Source organism: Cohnella baijiui, assembly GCF_020731285.1.
Lineage (GTDB): Bacteria > Bacillota > Bacilli > Paenibacillales > Paenibacillaceae > Cohnella.
Map to the genome: position 1 here is coordinate 35054 of NZ_JAJFOW010000013.1, position 13330 is coordinate 48383.

Here is a 13330-nt window from a genome sequence, read left to right on the forward strand (position 1 = left end):
GGTCAGCGCGCGTTGTCGGCGAGACGCTTGCGAATCCGGTTGGTTACAAGCTCGAGAATGAATAACGTAATGAAGACGACGAGAATTCCCATCAGCAGCGGAGCGAACTCGTAATAGCTGATATACTCTTGCAGCAGCACGCCGATGCCCCCCGCGCCCACCATTCCCAAAATGACCGTCTCCGCGACCGTAATCTCGAAGTTAAACGCGATCAGCGCCAGAAAAGTCGTATACAGCGTCGGAATGGCGCCGTTGAACACGACGTGCCACCAGGTGCCTCCGAGCGCCCGAATCGCTTCGACGGAATCCTTGCCGGTCTCGTCGATTTGAGCCGTGAACGATTTGATCAGGAAGGAAGTCGTCGGGAAGAGCAGCCCGAGAACGCCCGCCATGGAACCGAAGCCCATGCTGGCCACCGCCAGCAGCACCCATATCGTGGTCGGGATGGTGCGAACGATGACGACGATCAGTCGCAATCCCTTGGCGATCAAGCGATTGGGGGCCGTGGAATCGGCGATGAGGAACGACAGCAGCAGCGACAAGAAGACGCTTATGATGACGCTCAGGAAAGCGATAATCAAGGAAGTCAGCAATTCCGTCAGCAAGGTCGGCAGATCTTCCAGCGAGATGTGAAGGAATTGCTTGACGATATCGGGAACGCGACCGACGCCGTCCATGAACTGCGAATAGCTGAGCTTGAGGTAGAACGCGCACGGGATGAACAAGACGATCATGATGGCGAAAAACCATCGTTGATTTCGTCGGGTCGCTTTATGCGAAATCGGAATTTTCATCAGAGTAGACGCTCCCTTATGCGCTGCGTAACGTATTCAACGGCCAGGATCATCAGGATCATGATCGTGACGACGGTCGCCGTCTTGCTGTATTGGAACAAATCCATCGTCAACTTGATCTGCGATCCGATCCCTCCCGCCCCGACCAGACCGAGAATGGCGGATGCGCGAATGGTGATCTCGAACATGAACAGCGTCCAGGAGATATAACCGGGCATAAATTGGGGAATGATTGCCTGCTTCAGCTTCTGCAAGTAAGTCGCCCCGGTCGCTTCGACGGCTTCCACGGCATGCTTGTCGATCTCCTCGATGGACTCGGCATACAGCCGGGCGAGAAATCCGATGCCGAGCGAGATAAGCGCGAAGATTCCCGGCATCGTCCCCACCCCGAACAGGACGACGAGAATCGAAGCCCATACGAGAAAAGGCACATTGCGAATAAACGAGACGACGCTGCGAAGCGCGACCCGGACGACGGGGTGAGGCGCGGTATTATGGGCCATCAGAAACGCGATGACGAGAGCGATGACGGAAGAGATCACGGTAGCGACGACTCCGAACGCGAGCGTATCAAGAACGGGCCGGACGTATTTGGCCAGATCATTGACGTTGGGCGGCATGAAGTCGACGAACAGGAAGTTCAGGAAAAGCGGAATGCCATTAAAAAACGCCACGATATCGAACTTGATGAACCAAATGGAGAATATCGTTGCGGCAACAAAGAGGAAAAGCGACAGAAGTCGCTTCGCCTTCTTCTGCCGCGCAATCATTTCGGCGCGCTTCATGAGGGTATTCTCCTCTTTGCTGGATTTAGGGCGGCGTACTTATTTGAGCAGCTCGTCGGAACTCAGATTCAGGCTCTTCGCAATCTCGCGAAGCTTGTCGTAATTGCTGTCTTTCGCTTCCACGAACTTGGCGCCCGTCATGCCCAGCAGCTCGAAGTACTCCGAATTGTCGTAGCCAAGCAAGAATGCCTTGACCTTTGCCTTCACATCGTCCGGAAGATCGCCGCGGATGCCGATCGCCGTTCCTGGCAGCGGGTCGGACGACGCGATGACGCGAAGGGAGTCCTTCTCGATGACGCCCTTGCTCTCCATCAGGCCGATCATCATCGCCGCGGTGCCGGCGGCGTCGTATTGTCCGCGGGCGACGCCGAGAATCGCTTTGTCGTGCCCGCCGGCGAACTGAACGTCCTTGAAGAAGCCATGGTCCAATTCTTCCGGCTTGATGCCCAATTCCTTGACGATGGTCGCCTTCGGAAGCAGATGGCCCGTCGTAGAGACCGGATCGACGAAGCCGAACGTCTTGCCTTTGAGATCTGCGACGGTCTGGATGGGCGAATCCTTCGGTACGACGATGACGGAAGCCGGCGAATTCGCCATTGCCGGAATCGTGATCTCGGCGACCGGCTCCACCTTCGCGCGGTCAACGGCGACGATGTACGAGAACGGTCCGAACATCGCATAATCGGCTTTGCCGTTTTTCATCGCTTCGATCGCGGCGTTGTAGCTGGTCGCCTTGATGGATTCGACCGGAATGCCCAATTTCTCGGACAGCTTGTCTTCGAAGTCTTTATTGATTTGCTGGCCTTTCTCGTCGGTCTCTTGCGGCAAGTAGACGATCGTGAACTTCTTCGGCGCATTGCCGTTCGAGCCGCATCCGGCCATGACCGAGATCAGCAGGAACGCGGATAGGACGAGCCATAAAGATTTTTTCAAGATAAAACCCCCTCATAAATTATACAACTTGTGTACAACTTGGATTTTATACTTGGTCTATTCGCGGAGTATTAGCAACAGGTCAATGGATTGTAAATAAAGCAAATGTTGCGAAACCTCTTCGGCGTGACATAAGATACAGTTATATTTAAGAGAGAGGAATAGCAGAAATATGGCAAATTCGGTTCTGATCGACTCCGCGTATTCTCATATTCGCAATCGGATTCGGGCGGGCGAGTTGCTGCCCGGCACGCTTTTGTCCGAGAACGAGCTGGCCGAAGAGCTGAACATGAGCCGTACCCCGATTCGCGCGGCGATCGCCCGGCTGGAGTACGAGGGCCTTCTCGCCACGTTGAAGAACCGTGGCGTGCTCGTTCGGGAAGTGTCGTTGAAGGAAGCTATGGACACGGTCGAGCTTTTGTATATTTTCCAAATGCAGGCCGTCGATCAGATCAAAGAGCGAGGGGAAAAGCCCGACCTCAAGAAATTGAAGGAGCATCTGGAACGTCAGATCGAAGCGGAGCGGCAGAACGTCTACAGTCGTTATCTCGAGAGCTCGATGGAGTTCATCAGCTGCTTCATCGGGATTCTGAACAACATGGCGATCTCCAGAATCGTCGATAACAGCGTGGAGAAGCTGGTGCTCTACGGCACCGTTAACTATATCCGAACGCCGCATGAGCCTCACTATTCCGCCAATGCTCAGCATCGGTCGATCTACGAGATGCTTCTCGAGGAAGATTACGACGGCATTCGCAAATTAACTAGCCATTCGTATCAACGGAACCGGGAGCGCTTGATGCGGTTAGCCCGAATATAGGCGGGCCGGCCCTCGTGAGGATTGTTGAAATTAAAAATACGACACCTGCGCCGATGTTTCGGTGTAGGTGTCGTATTTTTTTGAGGCGGCGTCCATTTTCTAGCATTCATTTAAGCCGTTTTCCCGTCCCCAGGATCGACATCCAGAATGTCCATCAGGAACATGAAGATCGGAATCCCAATAATCAGCCCCCAGATGCCGAAGAAATGCTGGGAGAAGACGAGGATGACGAACGTATAAAACATCGGAAGCTTGGTCTTGTGAGCCATCAGTCGCGGATTCAGCAGATACGTCTCTACCGCGTGGATCAGAAGGATCATGACAATGGTCCAGATGACCAGAGTCCATCCGCCGCTCTGGTAGCCGATGAGACCGATGGGGATAAAGGATAGAACCACTCCGGCAACGGGAATGAGGCTGAGCACGAGTACGAGAACGCTTAAGGCGAACAGGTAGGGGAATCCGAGGATCCAAAGTCCCAGCATCGTCAACGCCGTGTTGAACACTGCGATTATAAGCTGAACTTCGATCACCTTGCCGAAGGAAGCCACGAATTTCTGTCCGAAGTATTCCAATTCATCGTAAATCCAGCCGATTTTGCTCTTCTTGAACTTGCGCGTGAACAAGCCGACTTGCGTTTTCTGGAGCAGAAAGAAGAGGCTGAGGATGATGACGATGAGAATAATCTCTAGCCACTTGCCCAGTTTGGAAATGTAATGCAGCGCTTGATCGACGTATGTCTTGTAGTCGACTTTGTTCAAGACTTCGGACAATTGCGCGGCTACCTGGTCTCCCTCATTGGAATTGAGAAATCGGATGATGTTGTTGATCATCTCCGAGATCTGCGTAATAATCTTCGGAACGTAATTCGTAATTCCGACAACCATGGCGGTTACGATGATCACGTACAGCAGAATGGTTACGACGTTGGGAGGGATCGGAAACAATTTGTTGATCTTCTTCGTTAAGAACCGCTGCAGACTATTCATGACGAAGGTAACTAGGAATAACAGGAGAAGCATGTTCAGCATGTCTTTGATGCTGTATAAGAAAAGGACGAACAAAAGCAGCACGGTCACTCTTCTAGCCATCGGCGAAGTAAATAACTCCCTAATCATCCCCATGGAATTCCCTCTTCTACGCAGTCTTTTTACCTTCGTCTTTAGTACGGACAACCGCCGGAAAAGTTTCTATTTGTCTTATTCATCTACGCCATTCTAACTTCATCGCGCTTGAAGACAGGCAAACGGATGTGCATGCTGTTCATCGGGTCCTTTCGGTTGCCCATCGTTTGCCTCCTCCGTCTAATTCGAACGCCGGATGTCCATACTTGGGGTGACTGCGTAAAGGAGGGAACACGCTGTGCTGCCACAAGGACGCATTTCCATGCTGCAGGTCTTCATGTTATTGATTATGGCGATCGGTCTGGACAACCACGTCACGGTTATCCCGCTGCTCCTTCACGCAGCCAATAAGGACTCCTGGGTCAGCGTCATCCTGGTGCTCCCCCTCTGCCTGTTGTGGACTTTGCTGCCTTACTGGATCGCTCGAAAGACACGCCAAGCCAATCTATTGCTGTGGCTGCGAAACCGGGTGCACCCTGCCCTTGCCCTCTTCCTGCTGATTCCTTTTCTTTTCTTTTTCCTGATGAATGCTTTCATTACGATCAAAGAAGTGATCGTATGGACGAAAGTATCGTATTTGCCGGAAACCCCCGTTCTGGTTACTTCGCTTTTTTTGCTCGCGCTCTGCGTCTATACCGCTTTCCGGGGGATCCGTTCCATCGCCATCTGCGCGGGACTTTTGCTGCCGTTCGTATGGGTGCTTGGCTATTTCGTCATGTCGACGAATTTCGAAATCAAACGGTATGAACTTCTCTTCCCCGTCTTCACGAATCCATTCTCTTCGATCGCATCCTGCATGGTGTTTGCGGCAGGAAGCTTTCTCGAGGTCTTCGTCCTGGTGCTCATCCAGCACCATATCGCCGACAAGTTCAAGTGGTATCATTTGATGCTTCTCGTTCTCCTCATATCCGGATTGACGATCGGGCCATTGACGGGGTCTATTGCCTCCTTCGGGTATAAATCCGCGCAAATCCGATATCCGACCTTCGAACAATGGCGGCTGGTTCGTCTCGGGGACTACATCTCCCATCTGGATTTCCTCTCGATCTATCAGTGGCTGTCGGGCGCCTTTATCCGCATCTCGCTGATGCTTTTTTTGATCGCAGATTTGATGCATCTCAAGAAGGAGCGTGCTCGAAAATACACGATCGGCATCTCGGCCTTCATTTTGCTGCTGCTGGTGGTATTGCCGCTGATCAACGACATGGCCTACCTGCGCATCGTCCAATGGTATTATATCGGAACATTCACCATCATTCTATTCAGCTCCATCTGGCTTTTGTTGGCGATCGTTTGGGTACGCAAGAAAGGAGCCAAAGCATGAGCCAAGTCAACGCCTTCCGCGATTGGGACGAGGAGAAGCTGCGTTCGTATTATCGAGGCAGCGAAGATATCAAATTCAGCACCGGCTCCTTCGGAGCGGCCGGCGAATCGTTAACCCTGGTTTATTGCGAAGGATTGGGAGATATCAAGCAATTGTTCGAAACTGTAATTCCCACGTTGGAACAGTCGTTCCCCGAAGGAGAACCCCCTGCTGAAGCCTGGTCTTCCTTGCAGGCCCGATTGGATCTAACGGAGCTGCAAACCGACCATGATTTGTCGCTTCGCTTGTTTAGCGGGGCGCTGCTTCTGTTTCACCATCGATCGAGACGGGTTTTCGCGCATGCGATGGGCAACATTCCGAAGCGAGATCCTTCGGAATCGACGACGGAAATATCGCTAAAAGGCCCAAGAGATGGGTTCACCGAAGAATTGACGATGAACGTCGCCTTAATTCGAAAACGGCTCCGCACGCCGGAACTGCATAATGAAAAATTCACGCTGGGAAAACAGTCGCAAACGGAGGTTTCGCTGATGTACATCAGCGGAGTCGTCCAACCTGCGTTGCTCAAGGAAGCCCGTGCCCGAATCCAATCGTTCGAAGCCGATTCGTTGCTGAGCAGCTCCCAATTGGAAGAAGCGCTGGGAGACAACGTTTATTCCCTCTTCCCGCTGATCGATTACATCGGAAGGCCCGATTTCGTCGCTCAAGCCTTGGTGCGCGGGCGCTTGGCTGTGCTCGTGAACGGATCTCCGATGGCGCTTGTCCTCCCCAGCAATTTGATGGAGCAGATCAAATCGCCGGAGGATTTGCATTTGCCGTATTACTTCGTGGCCTTCGAACGCACGCTTCGAATTTCTGGCTTGATCATCGCCATTTTTTTGCCGGGCTTTTGGGTCGCGTTATGCGCCTTCAATAGCGAGCAATTGCCTTTCCATCTGCTCGCTACCGTAGCTAATTCCAGAGTCGGATTACCGCTCTCCGTCGCGCTGGAAGCGATTCTGATGCTGGGCATGTTCGAACTGTTTCGCGAAGCGGGATCCCGGCTTCCCAAGGCGGTCGGCCAAACGGTAGCGGTCGTCGGAGGCTTGATCGTCGGCGACGCAGCGATTCGGGCGGGTTTAACTTCTCCTACGACGCTTGTCGTATCCGCGGTGACGGCCGTCTCGACGTATACGCTGGTCAACTTATCTTTGAGCGGGACGGTCAGCATCATGAGGCTGTTCGTGCTGATCTGTTCGGCCGTACTTGGCATGTTTGGTTTTTTTATCAGCATGTTCTCCATCGTCGCTTATATGTCGGGACTCACTTCGCTGGGCATCGGCTATTTGGAGCCGATGTCCCCGGTTTCGTTCAAGGATCTGCTGAAGACGATACTGGACGTTCCGAAGCGTTGGAAAGACGTGAGACCGGCGATGCTCAAACAGCCGAATCTGAAAGACAAGGAGTAGGGAAGCGCATGAAGCCCATTCGTATCGCCGGAATTGCTGCAGCCGCGCTCGCGGCGTTGTCCCTCGCCGGATGCTGGGACAGTTACGATCTTGAAAAAAACCGATACGTATCCGGCGTCGGCTTCGACAAGGCTGACGGCCAGAATATCATCTACGCGCAGATGCTTGACTTGACTTACTTGGCCAAGCAGGAAATGGGAAAGAGCGAGTCTCCGGCCGTGATCTACATTGGAAAAGGGCAAGGGCCGACGTTAAACATGGCCGCCAATCATCTGTATCAAACGGCGCAGCAGCGCGTGCTGTGGAGCCATGTCACGTCCATCGTCGTGACGGAAGCCGCTTTGAAGGACGGAATGGAGAAGTTCGAGGACGCTTTTGACCGCTTTCGCGACACCCGTTATACGCAATGGGTCTACGGCAGCCGGGATGACATCGAAACGCTGTTCAAAACAACGGACTTTTTCAACATTTCCGCCTTGACCACGATTCTTCACGACCCGGAAAGCAATTACAATCAACTATCGTGGATCAAGCCGATTCGCTGGGTACATTTTTTTGCCGACATTATGGAGCCGGGGAAGACCGTCGTCCTTCCCACGCTGGGCGTCAATCGCAATCAGTGGAAAAGAAACGGCGAATCCACGACGAAGCTTCAGGTTGACGGAGCCTTTATCCTCGGCGGCAAATCGTATAAAGGATGGCTGAACAACGAACAACTTCGCGGCTTGCGATGGATGACGCCGGGAACCAAGCGGACTCCGCTTCCGATCGCGGAAGGAAGCCGGGTGCTGGGCGTGCTGTCCGTTGGAGGAGCCCAAGGTGAAAATCACCGAGACGTTCGCGAAGGGAGCTCCCCGTTACCGAATCCGACTGTCCGTGAAAGGCGGCATCATCGAGATGATAAACGGGGCGACCGAAAAGGAGATGAGGCGAATCGCGACATCCCTCATTCAGGACGAAGTGCGGAAGACCTTTCTTCAGGCGGCCGCGTTAGACGCGGATATTTACCAGCTCAACTATCACACTTACTTGCATCATTACGGGAAGTGGAAGCGCATGAATAAACAAGATGCGGCGCATGTGAACCAAAATTCGCTAGCATCCGTCGACGTGGAGATCAAGCTTTTGAACAGCGGCATGCTTCGAACGTTTTCCCTACATTAGGACAGAATGCCTTGGCGCTCTTCTTGGAAGAGCGCTTTTTGCGCAAAAAATTTGCGCAAGAAACGTTTTGAATTCATAGCGCTTTTCACCGATTCCGATTAAATTCGATTTATTTGCGGCAATTAACGCGAAATAAAGCCCATTGTTAACACTGATCGTTTGAGATATAATCTCCACGTTGGCGCAATAGTTTTCTATTTTTTCCAAAATACCTGTCTATTTTTGCGCCAAATTCATCACAGAATATCGATTCCGATCATCGGAGAGTCCCGTTCAACCGCCAGCTGCAGCACCCATTCATTCTGAAGGAGCTGATCGCGAATGAAGAAGAAATGGTTCGGATCCGGTTTGGCAGTTGCATTTCTGTTGTCGATTCTATTTGGAAGCGTGTCCCCCAAAGCATCCGCTGCCGACCCCATCTCCCCCTTGCCGCACTTGGCCATTTATTATGGCTGGCCGTCCCTGGTGAACGGAGCCGCAGGCAATCTGACGACCGCGACAAACACGTTCAACTCATTCGACCTGATCGTGTTCGGAGACGGCATCGAACATCCGTCTCATGGAGACAACGCCAACGCCAAGACGATCATGACCTCGCTCAAAGCCAACGGAAAAAAAGTGTTCGGTTACGTGGACCTGGGCGTCAGCACGCAAAACCTAAGCATCGAGACCATGAAGTCCTATGTCGATGAATGGAAAAGCATGGGCGCTTACGGGATCTTTCTGGACGATTACGGCTTCGACTACGGCGTAACGCGCGACAGGCAGAATACGATGCTGAGCTACATTCACGGCGTCGGCTTAAAAGCGTTTATGAACGCCTGGAACATCGACGATGCCCTGGGCAACTCGAGCGAGACCGGCGCGAACAATCCGCCGAATACGGTGTCGGGAGATTATTATTTGGCCGAAAGCTGGCTCGTCTCCGGCAATGCCTATCAATCCGTTTCCGCCTGGTCTGCCAAAGCGGACAAAGCCCTGAATTATTACCGCACGAAAGGCGTGATTACGGCGGCCTTGGCGACCAACGCCGCAGGCGGAGCCTCCTCCGCCGACAATACGACGGATAAGTATAAAATGGCGTGGTGGGCGGCCGCCATGTACGGATTCCCGTTCCAATGGACGGATCTCTGGTATTCCGCAAGCAACAATACCCTCTATTACTACTACAATCTTAGCACCGGCTACGGCACTTCCTTCACGGGAGATCCCGTCCATCAGAACAATTCGAACGTAAATACTCGCACCTCCAACACCGGTACCATCCAAGTAACCGGCAACGGATCGTCCGCGGGCACCGGTTCATTCTCGGCCGGCGGAGGCGGAAGCACCTATCCTTCCATTACCATTGACGGCAGCGCTTCGGATTGGACCGGCATAAGCACGCTCGCATCCGGCGGCACCGCCGTCCAAATTTTAAAAGCGACCAACGATGCCGCCGATTTGAAGCTCCTCGTCCAAGGGAGCGGTCTTAATGTCAAAGGACAATTTTTCATCGACGCCGACAATCATACGGGGACCGGCTACAGCGCTAGCGGCTGGGCGGCCAACGGCGCCGATTTCTTAATCGAGAACAACGTCGTTTATCGCAACGCGGGTGCGGGTTGGAACTGGACGGCCGTCCGAACGCTCGCTACTACCGGGACGAATTTGGAATTCAGCAAGAATACATCCGTCGTCGAACTCAAGGTGCCGCTGTCGACGCTGGGCATTTCGCCGGGCGCCACGATACGGATCGGCTACATCAAGAACGATTCCGCGACGGATCGGCTGCCTGCCGCAAACGGGTCTATGCCTTCGATCACGTTGCTTCCTTAAAGCTTGAGGACAATGGGAGCATCGGATATAACAAAATCAAGCCCTTCAGAGATGTGAAGGGCTTGATTTGATTATTGTGCCTCTTCTCCTCATTTTTCAGTAGGCAGGGGATGAAACCATCCTTCCTCATCCGGTTATCTGCCACTTGATTGTCAACGCGCCCTGTGTCCGATCGCCGGTGACGACGATTCTTACTGTGGATGGCTTCTTCACCCGATATACGACCCAAACTTCGCCCCCCCGCATAACGTTCGTGTACGTCCCGCCCTCCGCATCCAAGTAAGTGCCATATCCGCCGCTGGTGATCTGCCAGTCGATGTGATAAGACAACGTTTGATCCATTCCGAGATCAACAGGAATCTCTTTTTTCCCATTAAAATAAGTAAATTCTGCGTGATAGCCATCGGCCGTGCGTGTCCCCATCCAATGTTTAGTCACTGTGAAATCAGCCGTAGAAATGTAGACGGCCCCGGCAAGCAGCAGTATCGCTGCAGCTGCGCTGTAGGGCCACCACCTTCGAAACAGATGGGCCGAAGCAAGAAACGCAAGTGCGCAGGCTACTCCATAGGCACCGGCAAATAGACTAAAGATCCATTGGCCTGAAGACCAGACCAGAAAAGGGACATACCCTCCTACCACATAAAGCAGGATGATAAGCATCGTTTTGGAGAAGTTTATTTTGCACATGTAGAGCACCGCGTCCACTAAGACAGAGAACAGTACGGCATAGCCGTAAATATAACCCCACAGCGGGAGTTGCCGGGTTAGCTCGGACATCTGATAAAGTTCAAATCCCCCCGCTACAACCAAGAAACCCAAAAAAACAAGCCCTGCAGCCGCAACTTTTGAAGCCGAATAGGCAGCAACCTGACACCATTTTGTCAACAATGATGTCTCCTCCTTAATTCCTTCTTATCTTCAAAGGTAACTGTAAATTCATCTGCAGAGTAGTTCTAATTTTTGTAGAACCTGTGTTTGCAAAGGCTGACGCCTGTCTTTCTGATCCGGCCTATTTAGCGGAGCGCGTGTTCAAAGTTAAATAAAGTGTAGCTGTGTTTGCTTTTAAGCAAACACAGCTACACCGAATTAGTATCATTAACTAAACGGTTCCATGTGGTGAAAAGTCGTACGGAGGGAAAAGAGAGTATACATCCTTTCCATTTGCAATTGGATCATAGGTATAAATAGTTTTATAGGGAAGTTGCCCATCTTTGCGATAAATTTCGTAGTATGGGAACCTTAATTCCACCCAATCACTCCCGCTTTGGAACATTGCTAACGGTTTTCATAGCGCTTATTCGGCCCAAAAAACGGAAGTTTCTTTTCTAAACGGTTGCATGCGCGCTTATTTGGACGAAACAGCCCCTCTGCCCACGAAAAACGGGAAATAAGCTCGCTGGCAATCGTTACATGTTGTAAACCCCATTTTTGCCCAAAATAGCGTCGCTCACAACCATTAGATTTTTCTCCTTACCTTTACCAACCGGCACCAACCGATACCGGCGCAGCCAGTCCCAACAGGCTGCACATGTAGGGCATGACTTGCAGCTGCGGGATCGGCGAATCCTCCTCCGCTCGTTGAAGCAACTCGGCCGCCCGGCCCAGCAGATAGAAGGGCACCAGCCTTTCCGCCGCATCCGTTCCCCCGTGCTGCCCTTCGGCGCTCATGCCGTGATCGGCGGTCACAACGACCAGATAGCCTTCGCTCAGCCATTGCGGGACCAGCATCGCCAAAATACTGTCGGCGATCCGCACGGCGCCGGCGTATTCCTTGCTCTCTCCGCCAAACTTGTGGCCGTCGTCGTCGATGTTCATCGAATGAATGTATAGAAAGTCGGGATCGTGCGCCCTGCGCAGATGCTCGGCGTCGGCGAACAGATGGCTGTCCGGATAGTGATCCTCGAAATAGAACATGCCGTGCTGGATCGGTCGTGCGGGATCGTGCTGATGACGGTCGGTCAGCGGATGGAACGGCGCCGCGTTGTACAGCTCGCTGACCCAGTGGTAAGCGGCGGCCGCCGTCGTCAGTCCCGCCTCCGACGCCAGGTGAAAAAGGCTGCGCTCCCGGCTTTGGCGGACGATCGAATTGGCCGTAATCCCGTTGCGATAGGCGGGCGTGCCGGTCAGCAGCACTTCGTACAGCGGGCGGGACAAGCTCGGCAGCTCGGACCGAACCTGCCGGCAGACGGCGTTTCCATGCTCCACGAGATGTTCCATGAACCCCAAGTAGCGGCGGGCCGCATCGTACCTGAGACCGTCAAGAACGACCATCACGACTTTTTGCGATTGAGCATTTGCCATGGTACCCGGTTCCTCCTTTTGGCGTTTATTACTTATTCAGCTTCTACCCAGCGAATCGAATGCGCCTTCATGGCGGACGCCCATTCCTTGGGCAGCGCGACGTTGCAGACGATCGTATGAAGCTGTTTGAGCGGCGCGATCTCCGCGAACGTCTCCTTGCCGAGCTTCGAATCGTCCGTCAGCACGATCGCTTGATCCGCCGCTTCGATGAAGCGGCGCGACATCTCCGCCTCGCTCAGATCGAAGTCGCTAATGCCTCTCGCGAGCGAAATGCCGCCGATCGAAATAAACGCCTTGTCCACGCGAAACTGCGACAGCATCCGCTCTCCGGCGGTGCCGGACAACGATTGCTGCTCCGGATTCAATTCTCCGCCGATGACGATGATCTTGCCGGAGAACTTCCCCGAATTGATCGATTCCATCAAGTAATAAGCGACCGCGATCGAGTTGGTCAGCACCGTAAGCCGCTCGCGCCCGACGATCGACTGGGCCAGCTGCAACGCCGTCGTGCCGACGTCGATGGCGATCGTGTCGCCGGACGCGATCAGCCCGGCCGCCGCCCGGCCGATCTTCTCCTTGGCTTCGGCGTTAAATTGCTGCCGCTGCAAGTAGGGCGGCTCGAAGCCTTCGGGCTTCACCTGCACCGCGCCGCCGTAGACGCGCCTGGCCACCCCTTCCCGCTCGAGCAGGACGAGATCCCGACGGATCGTTTCCTCGGACACCGAACATTGAACCGACAAGTCGGGCACCTTGACCCGCCCGAACATTTTGAGCTGCTCCGAAATGATCCGCTTCCGCTCCTCGGACGATATCGACATC

Annotated in this window: 12 protein-coding genes and 1 pseudogene; 6 read left to right on the plus strand and 7 right to left on the minus strand. The window is 53.3% G+C overall.

What is annotated here, in order from left to right; genetic code table 11:
* Nucleotides 1-2 precede the first annotated feature (2 nt).
* From LKX83_RS14560 to LKX83_RS14570, 3 genes are read right to left on the minus strand one after another with little or no spacing between them, the layout of a single operon-like run.
* Nucleotides 3-794: a PhnE/PtxC family ABC transporter permease gene (locus LKX83_RS14560; RefSeq protein WP_227883005.1), complete on the minus strand. Its 792-nt coding sequence runs from the start codon at nt 792-794 to the stop codon at nt 3-5.
* A complete protein-coding gene (phnE, locus tag LKX83_RS14565; protein ID WP_227883006.1) occupies nt 794-1579 on the minus strand; it encodes a phosphonate ABC transporter, permease protein PhnE in 786 nt (261 codons plus the stop codon). Before phnE ends, LKX83_RS14560 begins: the two co-directional genes overlap by 1 nt.
* A 39-nt stretch (nt 1580-1618) precedes the next feature.
* Nucleotides 1619-2512: a phosphate/phosphite/phosphonate ABC transporter substrate-binding protein gene (locus LKX83_RS14570; RefSeq protein ID WP_227883007.1), complete on the minus strand. Its 894-nt coding sequence runs from the start codon at nt 2510-2512 to the stop codon at nt 1619-1621.
* A gap of 172 nt (nt 2513-2684) precedes the next feature.
* Between LKX83_RS14570 and LKX83_RS14575 the strand changes: the two genes are divergently transcribed.
* Nucleotides 2685-3332: a GntR family transcriptional regulator gene (locus LKX83_RS14575; protein WP_227883008.1), complete on the plus strand. Its 648-nt coding sequence runs from the start codon at nt 2685-2687 to the stop codon at nt 3330-3332.
* A 110-nt stretch (nt 3333-3442) separates the two neighbouring features.
* Here the strand turns inward: LKX83_RS14575 and LKX83_RS14580 are convergent, their stop codons facing one another.
* A complete protein-coding gene (locus LKX83_RS14580; protein ID WP_227883009.1) occupies nt 3443-4456 on the minus strand; it encodes an AI-2E family transporter in 1014 nt (337 codons plus the stop codon).
* Between the two features lie 238 nt (nt 4457-4694).
* On the opposite strand from LKX83_RS14580, the gene LKX83_RS14585 reads away from it, so the two are divergent.
* The 5 genes and pseudogenes from LKX83_RS14585 to LKX83_RS14600 all read left to right on the plus strand — a co-directional run bounded on the left by LKX83_RS14585 (nt 4695) and on the right by LKX83_RS14600 (nt 10210).
* Nucleotides 4695-5780, plus strand: a complete 1086-nt coding sequence (locus LKX83_RS14585; protein WP_227883010.1) for an endospore germination permease — start codon at nt 4695-4697, stop codon at nt 5778-5780.
* Nucleotides 5777-7228 carry a spore germination protein gene (locus LKX83_RS14590; RefSeq protein WP_227883011.1) on the plus strand — a complete coding sequence of 484 codons (1452 nt, stop codon included), beginning with the start codon at nt 5777-5779 and terminating at the stop codon, nt 7226-7228. Before LKX83_RS14585 ends, LKX83_RS14590 begins: the two co-directional genes overlap by 4 nt.
* An 8-nt stretch (nt 7229-7236) precedes the next feature.
* Nucleotides 7237-7818: pseudogene (locus LKX83_RS34700) on the plus strand (Ger(x)C family spore germination protein); the annotation flags it as partial.
* Nucleotides 7819-8047: 229 nt separating this feature from the next.
* Complete coding sequence (locus LKX83_RS14595; RefSeq protein WP_227883012.1) at nt 8048-8392, plus strand: Ger(x)C family spore germination C-terminal domain-containing protein; 345 nt, start codon at nt 8048-8050, stop codon at nt 8390-8392.
* A gap of 321 nt (nt 8393-8713) precedes the next feature.
* Entirely contained in the window at nt 8714-10210 is a 1497-nt protein-coding gene (locus LKX83_RS14600) for a hypothetical protein (RefSeq protein WP_227883013.1), read from the plus strand.
* 126 nt (nt 10211-10336) lie between these two features.
* On the opposite strand, the gene LKX83_RS14605 is transcribed toward LKX83_RS14600, so the two are convergent.
* The 3 genes from LKX83_RS14605 to LKX83_RS14615 form a co-directional block, all read right to left on the minus strand.
* Nucleotides 10337-11098, minus strand: coding sequence for a hypothetical protein (locus tag LKX83_RS14605; protein WP_227883014.1), 762 nt, complete (start codon nt 11096-11098; stop codon nt 10337-10339).
* A gap of 588 nt (nt 11099-11686) precedes the next feature.
* Nucleotides 11687-12511, minus strand: coding sequence for an alkaline phosphatase family protein (locus LKX83_RS14610; RefSeq protein ID WP_227883015.1), 825 nt, complete (start codon nt 12509-12511; stop codon nt 11687-11689).
* A gap of 32 nt (nt 12512-12543) precedes the next feature.
* Nucleotides 12544-13329, minus strand: coding sequence for a DeoR/GlpR family DNA-binding transcription regulator (locus LKX83_RS14615; protein ID WP_227883016.1), 786 nt, complete (start codon nt 13327-13329; stop codon nt 12544-12546).
* Nucleotide 13330: the final 1 nt, after the last annotated feature.